Below are 18724 nucleotides of genomic sequence, written 5' to 3' on the forward strand. Positions count from 1 at the left end.
TAGTCAGAATAAAAAGATGTTATTAATAAAATAATAGAGGTTCAAAATGAGGATAATTGCATTAATATTGGTATTAACTGCAATTGTTTATGGACAGAGCAAAAGCATAGAAGAAAGATTAAGAAGCAAGAATACAGAAGAAAGAATGAAAGCAATAGAAGAAGTAATAGAGAAAAAAATTATAGAAGCAAAACCAATAATCGAAGAAGAAATAGCCAAACAGGAGTTATGGCTTAAGCCTTTATACATCGAAGCATTAAAAGTGCTTGGGTCAGATAAAGTAGAAGAAAGTATAGAAAATTATTCAAAGAAAATTGTTCAAGAGTTACAGCGCAGAAATGAAAATATTGATGAAGATGCAATCAAAAAAGTTATTAATACTTATAAAGAAATTATAAAATATAGTCAGGAGAAAATTAGTAAATAATTAAAAAATAATTTTTATACTAATCCATTGAAAATTTTGAGTGTTATAAAATTCAATACTCTCATTATTCATAACATTAGAATCATGAATCTTATGCACCCAATCTCCTACAAAATATCCAACAGCCGCACCAAGAAGAACATCAGATGTCCAGTGATTGTCCTGATAAACTCTTGATATTGCAGTTAGAACAGCAGGAATGTATGAAGCTATTTTCAAAAATTTTGAATCAGTATTTTCTGACAATATTGTTGAAAGTGCAAAGGCGAGTGTTGTATGTCCCGAAGGCAGCGAATGGAAATCATCATTAAAAAAAGTAAATGGCTTATAAGAATTAGAACCATTATTTGTAAAAGGTCTTGCTCGTCCAATTGAAATTTTTAAGAACTGAGTAATAATTCCAGAATAAAATGCTGTTTGAAATATCTCATATCCAATTCTTTTTGTTGAATTATCATTTTCAATTAAACCATACAATCCAAAAGCTCCGCCAACAATAACAGTAGTATAAATTTCTCCCCACTTTCTTCCAAATTCGACTGGAAAGCTTTTATAATAATTTCTGTTTTTTAAATACTCATCTCGAACAGGCTGGTCAATATACATTGTTAATATTGTTCCAACACTTACAGCTCCAAGTTTTATCCAGTCTTTCTTTTCCCATGTTGAAGGCTGTTTGATGAATTTGATTGATTCATCACAGAATTGCGATATGTTATATTTATTTTGGGCATTAAGTGTAAGCATTAAAACAAAAAATAGAAATAAAAGATTATGAAAAAAATATTTTATGGCACTCATAAGAATTTATTTATAATTGTTTTACAAGTGATAAATGTAACTTTATTTTTATATGTTAGTCTAAAGATATGAATAAAATGGAGGATTTGAAATGAAAGTATTACAAAATAAGTTCGGAAAAATATTTTTTCTTTTTATAGCATCATTATTTATAATGAGCATTACTCTTAAAGCAGAAGAAAAAAGAATAATAAAAGAAAAATCATTTAGTGTTAATCAAAGCGAAACTATTTCAATTGAAACTTCGGGAGCAGATGTAAAGATAAAATCATGGGATAAAAATGAAGCTTATGTAAAGATAATTGGGAATAAGAGAGCAGAAGATAGAATGAATTTCTTAATTGAAAAATCAGGGAGTGAAATTCGTGTAATTGCAAAAAGAAAGATGAGTTCATTTTTTGGTTTATGGGGCGAACTGAGTTTAAAAATTGAAGCATTTGTTCCACAAAATTTTAATGTGAATATAGAAACTTCTGGGGGAGACATTGAAGCAGAAAACTTAAATGGTAAATTTAATTTAACTTCTTCAGGCGGCGATATTAAATTGAACAACTTAGTCGGGAATTTAATTGCTAAAACTTCAGGAGGAGATATTGAATTAATTCACTCTTCTGGAAGTCTTAATGCTACAACTTCAGGAGGTAATATTGAATGCAAAAATGTTTCTGGCAATATTGATGTAAATACATCAGGCGGAGATATTGATATTTATGCAAAAGAAGGGAAAATTAATGCTGTTACTTCTGGGGGAGATATTAAAATTTCTCTGGATAATAGTTTTAGTGGAATAAAAGCAAATACATCTGGAGGTGATATATTTTTAGAATTGCCATCTAACACAAATGCATCAGCAATACTTGAAACATTTGGCGGCGAAATCGAATGCGAATTCTCAAATATCAAAACAAAAAAATTAACAAAACAAAAATTAATTGCTGATTTGAACAACGGTGGAGAAAAATTAGAAGCTAAAACAAGTGGCGGCAATATTACATTAAAAGAGAAATAAATTTTTTAATCAATTAAGACCATTCACAGAGCACAGAAATTTTATGTTTCTGTGCTTTTTTATTAATCAATTTTAATCTCTTCTCTAAATGATTGGAAAAGATTTCATTTTTCCATACTTTTTGAATAAATATTTATAACAATTGTGAAAGAGGAAGACAATGAAATTAGATTGGTCTCAATTCATTGGCAAAATGTTGAACATAACTATGTTCGAAAATTACGGTGTGGTTTATGGAAAAAGCGAAAATGAACATCCAACCTTTTACGAAATTGTTTTTAAAACCGGCAAATTGATTGCAGCTTATGATGATGGCTTGCTGCTCGAATCTAAAAGAGATGAGCAGAATTATAACATTTTCGTACCATTTACTTCGATAAAATGTGTAGAAATTTTTTAATTATATCTTTGCTGTTTGCTTTATTTATAAAAATTGATGCAAATGATTTTGTAATAAAAAGTCTGCGTGTTTATTCTTCATTAAGTGAAATATCTTTTCCGATAATTGACAAATCAGATTCTTCAAAAAAAACTATAACTATTGAATTCGATGTGCAGGGAGATTATGCCCCTAATTTGAATATTGTTTTCAAATTCTGTGATAAAGATTGGATTCCTTATGAAAATATTTTTTTGACTAACATTGGCTATAATACTGAATATAATTTATGGTTAGAAAAACTTCCTCTTCGTGTAACTGATGCAAGATATCATTACACAGGTATATTCCCAAATCAAAATGTAACTTTCCCTTTTTCTGGCAAATGGAAATTTTTTATTGTTGATTCACAAAACCCAGAAAAAATTTATGGAGAAGGGAAATTTTTTGTAGTAATTCCTGAAGTAAAGATGAATATTTCTATTACAAAAAATAGAATTGAAAATGTAATTCCAGAAATTGCTGCATTAGGAAGAACGATTACAATTTTTACATCTTTCACTTTACCGGATACTTTGTTTGAGTCAAATATTCAACAAGTAGAAATTATTGAAAACAAAAAAATTTCTTATCCAATCATTATAGATAAAGCAAAATTAACCGAACAAAATTATTACGAATGGAATGGTGGCAATAAATTTTTGTTTATTGCAAAAAATATTAAGCCTGGCAATGAATATCGCCAAACAGATTTGAGAGATATCAACCGCTTCAACCAAAAAAATGTTAATGCACAATATGATGGAATAGAAGTTTCAAACTTTTTTAAGAAAAGAAATAGAGATTTTAATGGCGGTTCAATTCTTACAAATTATAAAAGTGATTATGCAGAATATATGAATGTAACATTCAAAATTCGTCCACCAGAAAATTTAACTGCTTCAATTTTTCTTGTAGGCGCATTTAATAACTGGCAGGTTTTACCAGATTACGAAATGTTTGATGATAATGGTTTGCTTAACTTGACAATCGAATTAAAAAGAGGAGTTTATGATTACCAATATGTAACTGCAGAAAACATTAACGGCGAAATAAACAATATTGATTGGTATATTCTTGAAGGGAATTTCTGGGAAACTGAAAATGATTATCATGTATTTCTTTATTATCAAACTCCGGAAAAAGGCGGATATGATAAAATAATTGGTTATAAAAAAATTAACAGTGGTGGATTATGAATAAAGTAAAAATTGGAGTAATCGGCACAGGCCATCTCGGCAAAGTTCATGTAAAATTATTGAAAGGAATTGATAATTGTGAGTTGATTGGAGTATATGACAAAGATTTGAACAAATCAAAAAATGTAGCAGATGAATTTAATGTTAATCAGTACCAAGAATTAGAAAAACTTCTTGAAGATTCAGAAGCCGTAGTGATTGTAGCAACTACAAGTGCACATTATGAATTGGTTAAGAAAGCATTTGAATTTAACAAACATGTTTTTGTCGAGAAACCAATTACTGTTCATATCTGGGAAGCAGAAGAGCTTGTAAAAATTTCTGAAGAGAAAAATCTTAAGTTGCAGGTTGGACATATCGAAAGATTTAATCCAGCATTAATTGCTCTTGAAAAATATGATTTGAATCCGATGTTTATTCAATCAGATAGACTTTCACAGTTTAATACTAGAGGAACCGATGTAGCTGTAGTTCTTGATTTAATGATTCATGATATTGATATAATTTTGAGTCTTGTTAAAAGTGAAATAAAAGATATTAAAGCAAGCGGTATTGCTGTAGTATCAAACAACATTGACATAGCAAATGCAAGAATTGAATTTGAAAATTTTGCAGTTGCAAATGTTACTGCAAGCAGAATATCACAAAAGCGAATGAGAAAAATGAGACTCTTTCAACGAGATACTTATTTCTCAATTGATTTTATTGAAGGACATACAGAAATAATTAGACTTTTGTCTTCAGACAATTTACCAAAAGGCGGTTATCTTAATCTTGGAGAAATAGGAATTGGAGATAAAAGGAAAACAGTTGTTTATGAAAGTCCATCTCAAATAAATATTAACCCATTGCAATATGAATTGCAGCTTTTTGTTAATTCTGTTTTGAATGATACTAAACCGCCGATTACCGGAGCTGATGGACTAAAAGCACTCAAAGTTGCTGATATGATTATTAAGAAGATTGAGGAATCAATTGAAAGAGCTAAAATTATAGACTGAAATTTTTGTTTCAAATTATTAAGCTGCATTATAACAAAAAAATCATTTTTATTTCTCAAAAATTTTTATGAAGAAATTATTTCTCATATTGTTTTTAATAAATGTTTCTTTATCGGCACATGAATTTATTTTCTTCAAAACTGATTCCATCAAAGCATCAGCAGATACTGCAAAAATCGATACTTCAAAATCAAGAAAAAAATTTGATGTTGATGATGTTGTTTATGCAGCTTCTTCAGATTCAATAATTTTTGATGTAAGCAACAAAAAAATGTTTATTTATGGTAATGGTGAATTAAAATACAAGAATACAGAATTAAAAAGCGGCAAAATTAATATTGACTACAATACAAATGAATTAGAAGCTTTTGGATTACCCGATACCTCAGATACTGCAAAAGTAAAAATCAAGCAAACACCTGTTTTGAAAGAGGGAACAGAAGTTTATGAAGGGAATCAAATAAAATATAATTTTAAAACTCAACGCGGATTTATCTCACTTGCAAAAAATGAAATGCAAGGCTCAAGGTATGAAGGAGAAAAAGTAAAGAAAGTAGATAAAAATATTTATTTCATTCAGCATGGAATGTTTACTACATGCGAAAAAGATACACCGCATACTTACTTTACTGCAAGTGAAATGAAAGTAATTCAAAAAGATAAAGTTTTTGCTCGATGGATATTTATGTATGTAGGTGGTGTTCCATTTCCAATCCCTATCCCATTTGCAGTATTCCCGAGTGAAGGGGGGAGAAGAAGTGGTATAATTGTGCCGAGTTATGGAAGAGATGAAAGACGCGGTCAATACTTCTACAACTTTGGGTATTTCTGGGCAATTAGTGATTATTTTGATGTTGCTTTCACAGGAGATTATTATTCAAAAGGTGGATATGGACTTCGTTCTCGTTTAAGATATGCTAAAAGATATGACTTTAATGGTTCATTTAATGCAGGCTATTCTAAAATTAAAATTGGTGAACCCAATGACCCTGCAGCTTATAAGCAAAATGTTGATGACTGGAATTTATCCTGCTATCATAATCAACAAATTAATCCAACAACTCAATTAAATGTTAATCTTCAATTTTATTCTTCAAGTTATTTAAAAAATAATAGCATAGATTACTATGATATTCTTTCACAAAATATAATTTCGAATGCTACATTTACAAAAAGATGGGAAGAATCAGGAGATAATTTATTTATTAATTACAGCCGCACTCAAAATTTAATCAGTGGTGATATTTATGAAAATTTACCGAACATTACTTTTACGAAAAATATTTCATACCCATTCAAAAAAGAAAGCTCTCAATTATTAGGGAAACAAAAATGGTATGAACAAATTGGATATACTTACACAGGACAATTTTCAAACAACAGAAATAAAGTTGGGGGTAATTTAACAATACGTGGGGGGATACAACATAATTTATCGATTAATGCTTCTCCTAAAATAGGTTATTTCAGTGTAGCTCCGAGAATTAATTACACAGAAAAATGGTATAACAAGAGAATTAAAAAAGAAAATGTGATTGTAAAAAAAGTAAATTCAATTACGGGTGTAGTAACAGAAGAGGATTCTGTTATAACAAAAGACGTGAACGAAATTAATTTTGTCAGAACTTTTGATTTAAGTGTAACTGCAAATACTAAGTTATATGGAATATTTCAACCAAATATTTTTGGTATCGAAGCATTCCGGCATACTTTAACGCCGTCAATTTCTTATGTATATAAACCGGATTTTTCAGATGATTTCTGGGGTTACTATGATTATTACACTAATTCAAAAGGAGAAAAAATAAAATATGATAAATTCAGCAGTGAAATTTTTAGAGGGGCCGATGCTGGAAAACAACAGTCATTAAATTTTTCGCTTGGCAATGTGTTTGAAATCAAAACAACAAAAAGCAAAAATGATACATCAAAAAGTTCTGAGAGCAACAAAATTCAATTGCTAAATTTATCTGCATCTCTTGGGTATAATTTTGCTCAACCAGAATTTAAGCTTTCAGATTTATCTCTCACATATCGCACACAGGTGGGCAGTTTATTAAGTTTTTACGGCTCTTCAAATTATACTTTTTATGATTATGAAAATAAATCAAAAGTAAATAAATATTTAATTTCGGCTGGGAAGGGATTATTTCGATTAACATATTTCTATTTTTCTGTCTCATCAAATTTAACAAGTGAGCAATTCAGTGATAAGAAAAAAAATGTTCAAAAGAAAGAAGAAAAAGAAGAAAGTGAATCTTTAGAATCTTCTTACAGCATTCCATGGAGTTTAAGTTTGAGTTACAATTTTAACATAAGCAAAATTGATCCAAGCACAAGTTCAAAGTATTCAAATATTGGAATTAATCTCAGTTTCAGTTTGACAAAAAATTGGAAGTTTACAATCAGAGGCAATTACGATTTTGAATTAAAACAAATTACCACTCCTCAAATAACAATTTATCGAGACCTCCATTGTTGGGAGATGAATTTTATATGGAATCCACTCGGATATTATCGCGGTTTCAGATTTGAGTTAAGAATGAAAGCTCCAGAACTGCAAGATATAAAGATTACAAAATCTCGCGGTTTGTTCTCCGGCAGAAGATAAAAGTATAAGCATCTATTCTAAAATATTCCTGCATCTAACTTAAATAATTTCGCATTTCAAAAAAAATATAACTAAGGCATATTGACATTTAAATATTATTTATTATTTTTAAATGTAGAAATTATATTAATTATTAAGGCAATATAATAAACATTCCTTACTTATTAAGAAAACTGTATTAAATGATTATAGGGGTAATCTATATGTATAAAATAATTTGTTTGTGTTTGATAAATGTTTTCAACTTTCTTGCAGTAAAAATTGAATGGTTTTATACAGGCTTCATACAATTTTTTTGGCTTAATTGAATTCAAATAATTATTTCATTTTACCAAAAAACAAAGAAGGAGGAAATATTTTATGGAATATAAAATAATGCTTGATACTATCTGGGTGCTCTTCACAGCATGTCTTGTGTTCTTTATGAACCTTGGATTTGCACTTGTAGAATCAGGGTTCACACAAAGTAAAAATACTGTAAATATACTTTCCAAGAATTTTATAGTATTTGCAATTTCATCTTTAGCATTCTGGGTAATTGGTTGGGGCTTGATGTTTGGTGATGGAAATGATTTTATTGGATTAAAAGGATTAATTGGTTTAAGTGGAGCTGATAATAGTCCAGCCACAGGCGATGCATATCAAGGTGTATATTCTGCAATAAGCTGGACATCAGTTCCTTTACTTGCAAAATTCTTTTTTCAGTTAGTCTTTGCTGGAACAGCAGCAACAATAGTTTCAGGAGCAGTAGCAGAAAGAATAAAATATATCGACTTCATAATATTTTCATTTTTTCTGGTTGCTTTTCTTTATCCAATTACAGGCCATTGGATTTGGGGAGGCGGATGGCTTGCTAAATTAGGTTTCTGGGATTTTGCTGGTTCAACTGTTGTTCATTCTGTTGGAGGATGGGCTGCTTTAGCCGGTGCTATTATTTTAGGTCCTAGGTTAAATAAATATCGTGATAATAAAATCTATCCTATACCAGGTCACAATATGACATCGGCTACTATTGGTGTTTTTGTTTTATGGCTTGGATGGTTTGGATTTAATCCCGGCAGCACAATGGCTGCAGACATAAGTAGTATTTCAAGAATTGTTATTACAACAAATAGTGCTGCTATTGCCGGCATTCTAAGTTCAACAATAGTTGCATGGATTGTTCTTGGTAAACCAGATTTAAGTATGACAATTAATGGTTGTCTTGCAGGTTTGGTTGCCATTACAGCTGGCTGTGCATATGTAAATGTATGGAGTTCCTTAATCATTGGAGCAATTGCAGGAATTCTTGTTGTTTATGCTGTTATATTTTTTGATAAAATGAAAATTGACGACCCGGTAGGAGCTTTAGCAGTTCATCTCGTTAATGGTGTGTTTGGCACCTTAGCTGTTGGGCTTTTTGCAGAAGACCACTTAATGCCAGGTACAACAGGCAATGGTTTATTTTTTGGCGGTGGACTGAAATTATTTTTTAATCAATTAATTGGAGTTGTTTCAGTTGGTGTATTTACTTTCCTTGCTTCGTTTATAATTTGGATAATACTTAAGAAATTAATCGGCTTAAGAGTAAGTGTTAATGAAGAAATTGAGGGCTTGGATATTGGTGAACATGGAATGGAAGCTTATCCAGAATTTGAAAAAGTAGCAAAGTAAAATAAAAAAAGGAGAATACCATGAAACTATTATATAAAATTTTTGTGGTAATATTATTTTTAGCTTCATTTAATAATGCACAAACAATTTCTGTAGGAACTGATTTTGTAAATAGATATATATGGCGAGGTTTTGACCTCGGTGGTAATACCCCAAGCATTCAGCCTAATATTAAATTAACTATTGACAACTTTTCAGCTGGTTTCTGGGGTGCTTATCCTATCATTAAAGATGCAGCTTTAAGTGAGATTGATATTTATGCATCTTATTCTTTTTCATTATCTGATGCTGGAGCACTGAGTATTGGATTTACAGATTATATTAATCCAGATAATGGAATTAGAATTTTTAATTTTGCAAATCATGATTCACACAATGGACCCGGAGCTCATAGCATTGAATTAAATGCTGGGTATTCAGGACCGGAGAGTTTCCCAATTTCTTTTTCTGTAAATATGTTTGTTCACAATATCCCAAATAATCCTGTTTATTTTCAATTAGGTTATAATACTTCAATTAATGATGTAGGATTAAGCCTATTTGTGGGGGCAACTCCAGGTGATGCTAATAAATATTATCTCGTTGATAAATTTAATGTTATCAATACAGGTCTTACAGTTTCTAAATCTATAAGGATTACAAATGATTTCAGCATTCCGCTGTTTACATCAATTATTTTAAATCCCTCACAAGAAAATTTATTTTTTGTTGTAGGTTTTTCATTATAAAATTAAGGGGAAAATCATGAAAAAAATAGAAGCAATAATTAGACCTCATAAATTAGATGAGGTTCAAGAAGCATTAAGCGAAGCCGGATTTATGGGACTAACCGTATCCGAGGTTCGAGGTTATGGTAGGCAAAAAGGTCATAAAGAAGTCTACCGAGGAACTGAATACAATATCAATTTTGTACCTAAAGTAAAAATTGAATTAATCTGTTCTGATGATAGACTTGAGAAAGCAGTTCAGATTATTATTGATGTAGGTAAAACAGGTCAGGTTGGCGATGGCAAAATCTTTATTTATGATGTTAAAGATGCAATAAGAATTAGAACAGGAGAATCAGGAGAAAGCGCACTTTAATACTTTGATATGAATGGAAAGAAGTTATACATATTAAAAATGGGGTCCACTTATAAATATATTAAAGAGAAGTATGGCGATTTTGAAGATTGGATAATAAATAAAATTGATAATGACGATACTCAAATAGAAATTATTGATGTTAGGAAAGATGAATTACCAGATATAAAATTTTGTAAAGGTGTTATTGTAACTGGGGCTCATGAGATGGTTACTGATAATCATCCATGGAGTGTGAGGGTTGAAAAGTGGATCCCAAAACTTTTAGAAAATGAAATACCATATCTTGGTATTTGTTACGGGCATCAATTACTTGCAAAAGCAATAGGTGGTTATGTTGATTTTAATCCAGAAGGAGAAAAATTTGGAACTATAATGATTAACTTAACTAATGAAGCAATTAATGATTCATTATTCTCAAAAATGCCCGAAAAATTTTTTGCTCATGTATCTCATTCCCAAATTGTTTTTGATTTGCCAGAAGAAGCAAAAATATTAGCTTATGATAAAAGTAACATAATTTATTCATTTAGAATCGGTAAATGTGCATGGGGAGTTCAGTTTCATCCTGAATTTGATGAAAATATTATGAGAGAATATAGTAACAATGAATTATCGATAAACGTAAAAGATAATCGATTAGCCTCAAGTATAATTAATCTTTTTGTAGAAATGTTAATTCCCAAAATCTCTAAATGATTATCGTTTTATTAAATAGAAAAAGAACATTTCATTTTGATTGAAACAAGCCATGGTATGACTTCGTTAATAAATGAGGGACCGTGATGTGCTAAAAAGTCATAAATCCCTGGTGTTATAAAAATATTATTATACTTTATTGCTTTTATTTCACCAAACCTTTTTGTTAAAGAATCGATTATATCTTTCTGATTTCTTTTTTTCGAAAACATTTTTGGTTCATAAATAATTATATCTGGACTTTTATCCTTAACATAATTATCATTTGGTGTTAACCATTCTTTGCTGTAATTATCAAAAATATTTTTAAATCCGATAAAATTAAGAGCGTCTGTTATATAGCTGTAAGCTCCGAATGTAACTGGTCCGCCAAGATCTATTTCTAAATATACAGTCGGATTATTTTGCTGAGATTTTTTACCTTTTTCTGCTATTACTTTATAAGAACTTTTGCTATTTATTATTTCATTTAGTTTTATTAAAAGATATTTCTGCAAATTTCTTGCTTCTTCAAAATAACCAGCAACAAGTCCAGCTTCGCAGCATGTGGCTATTAGATCTGATATTGTTGCTGGTAAACGAATAGCATATACAGGATAATTATTTAAAAGTTTGTTTGCTAAATCAAGTTGATAACCTGTAGTTGTAAAAATTAAATCTGGTTTAATTTCATCAAGTTTTTCTTTCTTAAATGTTGAATAAGAACCTATTATTATTTTTTTTCTTGCTTCTTTTGGTTTTACACAATAAGTGCTTACAGCTTTTATTTTATCTTCTAAGCCGATTTCAAACAATGCCTCTGTTATAGCTGGAGAAAAACTTACTATTCTTTCACATTTTTCTGGTAAGAATAATTTTTTTTGTAATATTTCACAAAAGACTTCTCTCATTACTTTCCTCGGTTGATATTAAATAATCAATTACACATAATGCATCTTATTTAATTTGATATAAAAGAATTCGTAATTGTCTTTCTTAAAAAAATTAAGCCTGATTTTTAAAGATATTTTTAAGCCCAGAAATCTTAGCAAAATTAAATTTATTAAAAGCAATTATAAAAGTGAATATAACTTATTTGATAATTAGCAAATAAGTTTTATGGAGTATAAATTTATAAAAAAATCTTGACAAAATATCTTCAAAACCTTATTTTAGTAGGTAAATTTTGAAAGATGCCTATATGTTTAAGAATATTTAGAATAAATAGCTAACAAAGTAAGGCATGGATAACATTGAATTGAGATTTCATTTAAAATAAAATGAGCAGGTAAGATGACCTTATTTCACCATTGATAATGAACTTGGCGGTTCCTTCATGGTGAAATTGTTCAGAAGCTTTTTTGTTAAAGGTATAATCCATTTTGGATTAGCCTTTCTTTTTAGCTTCTGTTTTACTTACCTGCTCGTTTTAAAAATAAATAAAACATTAAAAAGATACAATAAAGTAAAAGTATGAAAATGCTAATTCTATTATGGAGGTAATCAAATGGAAAATTCTATAAAACCACTCGATAAGTTAAATCTAATGAGTTTTTCAAACATACAAATGAAAACATTTCATATTACATGGATAACTTTTTTCTTTTGTTTTTTTGCTTGGTTTGGTATTGCTCCTCTTATGCCAGTAGTAAGAGAAGATTTAGCATTAAGTAAAGAAGAAATTGGCAATCTTGTTATTGCATCTGTATTTGCAACAATTTTTGCTCGAATTGTATTTGGAAGATTATGCGATTCTTTAGGTCCAAGATTATCATACACAATTCTGTTGATTTTAGGTGCTATCCCAGTAATATTCATAGGCGTAAGCAATGATTATTTATCATTGTTGATATTTAGATTCTTTATTGGAATTATCGGGGCATCTTTTGTTATAACTCAATTCCATACATCAATAATGTTTGATTCTAAAATAGTTGGAACTGCTAATGCGATTGCTGCCGGCTGGGGCAATTTGGGTGGTGGGGTTACAAATCTTGTTATGCCTTTAATATTTGCAGCTATTGTATCAATTGGTTTTACAAAATTTATTGCATGGAGACTGGCTATGATAATTCCAGGAATAATATTATTGGTTTTAGCTTATGTCTACTATAATTACACCAAAGATACGCCATATGGAAATTATAAAGAAATAAATAAAGAATTATATAAAAGAAGTAGCAAAGGTAAATTCAATAAAGCAATTAAAGATTACAGAACTTGGTTGCTTGCAATGGCATATGCTGCAAGTTTTGGTATGGAAATAACGTTTGATAATGTTGCAGCAATATACTTTGTAGATTACTTCAAGGCAGACATTGTTTTTGCTGGAGCACTTGCTAGTGTATTTGGATTAATGAACATATTTGCTCGTGCTTTAGGTGGAATTTATGCAGATAAAATTGGTGCTAAATATGGAATTAAAGGAAAAGGAATTTTTTTAGGGATAACATTAATACTTGAAGGAGTTGGTATAATTCTATTTGCTAATACTAACAATCTTTACATTGCTGTTATTTCCATGCTCGTATTTGCATTATTTCTGAAGATGGCAAACGGAGCTAATTATGCTATTGTTCCTTTTATAAATAAAGAAGCAATTGGAAGTGTTAGTGGTGTTGTTGCAGCAGGCGGGAATATTGGGGCAGTTCTTGCTGGATTTTTATTTAAATCAGCTTCATTTAGTTATAAAGAAGCATTTATTTTCATAGGCATAACCGTATTCGTTATTGGATTGTTATTTATGTTGAGATTTAATCAAACAAAGAAAGAAAAAAATATTTTACTCGAAAACTTAGAGATGGAATCTGTCTCTTGATAATTTTTTATTAATGTGAAACAAATTAGAAAGTAGCATAATGAAATACGATTCATATAAATCAAAATGTTGTTACTGTGGTGTAGGCTGCGGAATAGTGATAAAAAAAATTTCCGAAAATAAAATTATAGTTGAAGGCGACCCTGATAATCCTGTAAATAAAGGAATGTTATGTTCAAAGGGAATTAATCTTCATTTTACGGTAAATGACAAATCAGACAGATTGCTTTATCCTCAGATGCGATTATCTCGCAGTCACCAAATGAAAAGGGTAACATGGGATGATGCTTTAAATCGCATAGCAAATGTTTTCAAAGCATTAATTAAAAAATATGGACCAGATTCTGTTGGTTTTTATGTGTCAGGCCAATGTTTAACTGAAGAGTATTATGTTATCAACAAATTGATGAAAGGTTTTATTGGTTCGAATAATATTGATACAAATTCAAGATTATGTATGAGTTCTGCAGTTACAGCTTATAAATTATCATTGGGCGAAGATGCAGTTCCGTGTAGTTACGAAGATATTGAATTGGCAGATTGTTTTTATATATGTGGAGCAAATCCAGCTTGGTGTCATCCTATTTTGTTCAGAAGAATTGAAAAACATAAAAACAATAATCCAGATGTAAAAATAATTGTAGCTGATCCAAGACGTACTGAATCATGCTCGATTGCGGATATTCATCTTCAATTAAAACCCGGAACAGATATAGTATTAAACAATGCTATTGGGCGTTGTTTGATTGAAATGAATTATATAGACGAAAATTTCATAGAAAAGCATACAGAAGGATTTGAAGAATACAAAAAATTAGTTATGAACCGAAGTCTAAGTGAAGCATCTGATATTTGTGATGTCCCTGTAGAACTAATAATTAAAGCAGCAGAATTTATTGGTAAATCAAACGGCTTTATTTCTTTCTGGGCAATGGGATTAAACCAAAGTGTAGTAGGAGTCAAGAAAAATTTAAGCCTGATAAACTTATCACTAATTACAGGCAAAATAGGAAAACCTGGCTGCGGACCATTTTCATTAACAGGTCAACCTAATGCAATGGGAGGAAGAGAAGTAGGCGGAATGTGCAATCTTTTGCCTAATCACAGGGAACTATCAAATCCTGAACATAGAAAATTTGTACAGGAATTTTGGGGCAGTAAGGAAATTCAAGCAAAGCCAGGATTATCTGCAACCGAAATGTTTGATGCATTGATTGAAGGTAAACTTAAAGCAATCTGGATTATATGTACAAATCCTGCAGTAAGTATGCCCAATGCAAGAAAAGTTGAAAAAGCACTGCAAATGGCAAAGTTTGTTGTTGTTCAAGATATATCTAAAAATTCACAAACATTGAATTATGCCGATGTTATTTTGCCAGCTGCTTCCTGGGCTGAGAAAGAAGGTACGATGACAAATTCAGAAAGAAGAATTTCTTACTTGTCTCCAGTTGTATCACCGCCAGGCGAAGCATTGCCCGATGCTGAAATCATAATTCGATTTGCTAATAAAATGGGTTTCGGAGAAGCATTTAATTATAAAAATATGAGTGAAATATTTGATGAACATTGCCAGTTGTCAAAAGGAACCAATACAGATATCTCTGCTCTTAACTATTCTATCTTAAAAGAAAAAGGCACTGTTCAATGGCCATTTAAATCATCGAATGATTTCCAAACAAAAAGATTGTTTACCGATTTTAATTTCTATACAAAAACTAAAAGAGCAATAATTCATGCAACACCAGATATGAATGAATCTGAAAGTACAAATGATAATTATCCACTTGTTCTTACCACTGGCAGAATTCGTGATCAATGGCATACTATGACCAAAACAGGCAAAGTACAAAAGTTAAAACAACATATTCCTTATCCATACTTGGAAATAAATCGCCTTGATGCTAAAGAAAGAAATATTTGTGATGGAGACCTTGTGGAAATTAAAAATAGAAGAGGCAATGTTATTGTTGAAGCTAAGATAAGTGAGGAGATAAAAAAAGGTGTTGTTTTTCTTCCAATGCATTGGGGTAAAATTTTAAATTCAGATTTATGCCGTGCAAATAATCTAACAAGCAACCTAATCGATCCATTATCTAAAGAACCTGACCTTAAGTATGCTGCGGTAGAAGTTAAAAAGTATATAAAACAAAAACAAAAAATAATAATTATTGGAGCTGGTATAGCTGCATTCAATTTTATTAAGTATTATACAAAACTTAATGCCAGTGATGACATTGAAATCTTTTCTGAAGAATTACAACCATTCTACAATAGAACACTTTTACCGAATTATATCTCGGGAGAATTAAACTGGGAAAGTATTTTAATGAAAAGTAAAAACGATGAATGCAATATCTCCATAAAAAAAGGAGTTGCTATTAAAAAAATAAATAGAGAATCTAAAACTGTTATTGATACTAATGGTACCGAACATAATTATGATGTTTTAATTTTGTCTACAGGAAGCAGACCTAAAATTATTGAATCTCTTAATCTAAATATTGAGGGCATATTTTATTTGAGAACAATTAATGATGCGGATAGATTACTGCCATATTGTAAAAAAGATAATCGCATTGTTATTGTTGGAGGAGGATTGCTTGGTATTGAATTAGCCTCTTCATTATCTGAAAAGGGAGTGCAAGTAACTATTATTCATAGAGCATCTCGCTTGATGGATAAATATCTGGATTTTCAGGCATGTCAATTTTTACTTGAAGAACTTATAGATAGAGGGATAAAAATTCACTTTAATGATGAAGTAGAATTAGTATTTGGAAAAGAAAAGCTAACAAGTATAAAATTAAAAAGTGGAGAGTATATTGAATGTGATGCCTTAATACTTGCTGCTGGTACAATACCTAACATTGAATTAGCTAAAGATGCTGGGTTGGAATGCGGTAAAGGTGTAATTGTAAATAAGTATTTACAGACATCAGATTCGTCAATTTATGCAATTGGTGAAATAGCTGAGTTCAATAATATTTGTTATGGGAATATTGTAGCAATAAAAGAACAGGCAGAAATTCTTGCAAAACATTTAAGCGGAAACATGAATGTTTATTATGAAGGTTCTTTGTCAATGAATACACTAAAAATGAATTCTTTTGATTTAGTCACAATTGGAACAACACAAATTCCATCAGGTGATGAAAATTTTGAAGAAGTAATATTTATCGATAGAAGAAAGAGATATTATAAAAAATGTGTTGTCCATAATCAAAGATTAATCGGAGCTATATTTATTGGAGATAAAAGCGAGGTTAACGAATTTAAAAATCTTATAAAAAATAAAATTGAACTCTCTGAAGAAAAAAGGTCTAAATTATTAAGACCTTCTAATGATGATATTTCATTAAATGGGAAAATAATTTGTACCTGCAATTCTATTAGTGAATCAATTCTTATTAATAAAATTAAAACTGGAATTACAAATATTGATGAATTATGTAATGTAACGAGTGCTGGTACAAGTTGTGGAAGCTGCAGACCAGAAATCAAGAAAATATTAGACACACAACTTAAAAAGCATAAATCAATAATCAAGGAAGATGTTTTATTATGATAAAGAGAAAAAACATTATAAAAGTAAATTTTAAAGGTGGAATTGTTTATGTAGACCAGCTACGATTAATAATAGATATTATTAAAAATTATAACAGGATTAAGATTTACTTAGGCAATAGACAAAATTTGTATTTAATTCCAAGCAATAAATATGTTGATGAACTTCTTTTTTCACTCAGTCAAAACAATATAAAATATTTTACTGATGTAGAAAATTATCCAAATATTGTTAGCTCTTATGTTGCAATAGACCTTAAAGGTACAACTTCCTGGATTAATGAGAGCATTTTAAACGATGTCCTTGATACTTTTGATTATCAACCTAAGTTGAAAATCAACATTATTGATATCAATCAGAATCTTGCATTACCTTTTAATTGTGATTTGTGTTTTGTTGCTTCAAGCTATCATAATTTCTGGTACTTCCTAATTAAAAATCCATTACAGAATAAATTTTATTTCTGGAATAAACTAATATATAGTATTGATTTGGGAGCTTTAGCTAAAGAAGTAGAAGAATATATAATTGATAAGCATGATTATGATATAGGAAATATTCAGAAATATATTAATGAAAAATTCAAATATATTTTTATTGAAAAACATGAAGAACTGAAATTTCAAAAGGTGTCTAACAATTATAACAGAATAAATCCTAATGGAGATAATTCGTGGATAGAACTTTGCAATTTTGATTCAGAAAATTCTATTAATTTCTTTGAAAGTATTGTGGAAGAATGCATAAAAAGAAAAATTAATAAAATCTATTTTACTACATGGAGAACTATCATAATAAAAAACATAAAAGAGGAAGATTTAATTGACTGGAAAATAGTACTTGGTAAAAATGGTTTTAATATAGAACATTTATCATCAGAAATTTATTGGAAATATGAAGATTTCGATACATCTGCGGAAAAATTAAAATCATATCTGATAAAGGAACTATATAAAAATGGTGTCAAAAACTCAGGTATAATCTATGGTATTTACACAAACGATAATTTTAATTTTACAGCAAACATTTCTATTAAAATAAAATATCCATTCCCGTTTCTACCATTTTTCAAATACTATGATATTTATTATTCGGAGAACCTCAATTCAGGGAAAGAAAATTTAGTTTTTATTAGTCGAGAGTATCTTAAAAATAATCTGATTAACACAATAAAGTATCTATCAAAAAAATATTACGAAGATTTAGGAAAATTCTATCATAATAATAATCAGACTAATCATAATTCAAAAAAAATAAAGCATTATTGGGTGCCTGGGAAAATCTATGTATGCAAAGACTGTAATACAGTTTATGATCCTGAGGTAGGGGATATTTACAATAATATTAAACCAGGAACTTCTTTCGATGATTTGCCAGATGATTATTCCTGTTACATATGTTCAGCACCAAAAGAAAACTTTGAGATAAGATTAAAAACATTAGAAAAATTTGAAGAATAAA

15 protein-coding genes are annotated in these 18724 nt (G+C 29.6%); 13 read left to right on the forward strand and 2 right to left on the reverse strand.

All coding sequences use genetic code 11. The features are described from left to right. Positions 1-46: 46 nt before the first annotated feature. On the forward strand, positions 47-427 hold the full coding sequence (locus tag AC27L2_RS11455) for a hypothetical protein (protein ID WP_487211892.1): 381 nt from the start codon (positions 47-49) through the stop codon (positions 425-427). Here the strand turns inward: AC27L2_RS11455 and AC27L2_RS11460 are convergent, their stop codons facing one another. Then, complete coding sequence (locus AC27L2_RS11460; protein ID WP_487211893.1) at positions 428-1174, reverse strand: phosphatase PAP2 family protein; 747 nt, start codon at positions 1172-1174, stop codon at positions 428-430. 145 nt (positions 1175-1319) lie between these two features. On the opposite strand from AC27L2_RS11460, the gene AC27L2_RS11465 reads away from it, so the two are divergent. The 9 genes from AC27L2_RS11465 (at position 1320) to AC27L2_RS11505 (ending at position 10901) form a co-directional block, all read left to right on the forward strand. After that, positions 1320-2237, forward strand: coding sequence for a DUF4097 family beta strand repeat-containing protein (locus tag AC27L2_RS11465; RefSeq protein ID WP_487211894.1), 918 nt, complete (start codon positions 1320-1322; stop codon positions 2235-2237). A 160-nt stretch (positions 2238-2397) separates the two neighbouring features. Beyond that, positions 2398-2637 (forward strand): hypothetical protein, encoded by a 240-nt coding sequence (locus AC27L2_RS11470; protein WP_487211895.1) that lies wholly within the window; start codon positions 2398-2400, stop codon positions 2635-2637. Further along, on the forward strand, positions 2619-3854 hold the full coding sequence (locus AC27L2_RS11475; RefSeq protein WP_487211896.1) for a type IX secretion system plug protein: 1236 nt from the start codon (positions 2619-2621) through the stop codon (positions 3852-3854). Before AC27L2_RS11470 ends, AC27L2_RS11475 begins: the two co-directional genes overlap by 19 nt. Next, positions 3851-4855 carry a Gfo/Idh/MocA family protein gene (locus tag AC27L2_RS11480; protein WP_487211897.1) on the forward strand — a complete coding sequence of 335 codons (1005 nt, stop codon included), beginning with the start codon at positions 3851-3853 and terminating at the stop codon, positions 4853-4855. Before AC27L2_RS11475 ends, AC27L2_RS11480 begins: the two co-directional genes overlap by 4 nt. A 67-nt stretch (positions 4856-4922) precedes the next feature. Beyond that, positions 4923-7466: a putative LPS assembly protein LptD gene (locus AC27L2_RS11485; protein WP_487211898.1), complete on the forward strand. Its 2544-nt coding sequence runs from the start codon at positions 4923-4925 to the stop codon at positions 7464-7466. 360 nt (positions 7467-7826) lie between these two features. Next, positions 7827-9119 carry an ammonium transporter gene (locus AC27L2_RS11490; protein WP_487211899.1) on the forward strand — a complete coding sequence of 431 codons (1293 nt, stop codon included), beginning with the start codon at positions 7827-7829 and terminating at the stop codon, positions 9117-9119. A 20-nt stretch (positions 9120-9139) separates the two neighbouring features. Further along, positions 9140-9847 carry a TorF family putative porin gene (locus tag AC27L2_RS11495; RefSeq protein WP_487211900.1) on the forward strand — a complete coding sequence of 236 codons (708 nt, stop codon included), beginning with the start codon at positions 9140-9142 and terminating at the stop codon, positions 9845-9847. 16 nt (positions 9848-9863) lie between these two features. Beyond that, a complete protein-coding gene (locus AC27L2_RS11500; RefSeq protein WP_487211901.1) occupies positions 9864-10202 on the forward strand; it encodes a P-II family nitrogen regulator in 339 nt (112 codons plus the stop codon). A 9-nt stretch (positions 10203-10211) separates the two neighbouring features. After that, positions 10212-10901, forward strand: a complete 690-nt coding sequence (locus AC27L2_RS11505; protein ID WP_487211902.1) for a glutamine amidotransferase — start codon at positions 10212-10214, stop codon at positions 10899-10901. 11 nt (positions 10902-10912) lie between these two features. On the opposite strand, the gene AC27L2_RS11510 is transcribed toward AC27L2_RS11505, so the two are convergent. After that, positions 10913-11791, reverse strand: coding sequence for an ABC transporter substrate-binding protein (locus AC27L2_RS11510; RefSeq protein ID WP_487211903.1), 879 nt, complete (start codon positions 11789-11791; stop codon positions 10913-10915). Between the two features lie 596 nt (positions 11792-12387). On the opposite strand from AC27L2_RS11510, the gene AC27L2_RS11515 reads away from it, so the two are divergent. From AC27L2_RS11515 to AC27L2_RS11525, 3 genes are read left to right on the forward strand one after another with little or no spacing between them, the layout of a single operon-like run. Further along, a complete protein-coding gene (locus AC27L2_RS11515; protein ID WP_487211904.1) occupies positions 12388-13698 on the forward strand; it encodes a NarK family nitrate/nitrite MFS transporter in 1311 nt (436 codons plus the stop codon). Between the two features lie 40 nt (positions 13699-13738). Then, the gene (locus AC27L2_RS11520) at positions 13739-17263 is read left to right on the forward strand and encodes a molybdopterin-dependent oxidoreductase (protein ID WP_487211905.1); all 3525 of its coding nucleotides are present in this window, start codon (positions 13739-13741) and stop codon (positions 17261-17263) included. Then, positions 17260-18723, forward strand: coding sequence for a rubredoxin (locus tag AC27L2_RS11525; RefSeq protein WP_487211906.1), 1464 nt, complete (start codon positions 17260-17262; stop codon positions 18721-18723). Before AC27L2_RS11520 ends, AC27L2_RS11525 begins: the two co-directional genes overlap by 4 nt. Position 18724 lies beyond the last annotated feature (1 nt).

This window comes from Rosettibacter sp. KY25 (genome assembly GCF_057554405.1).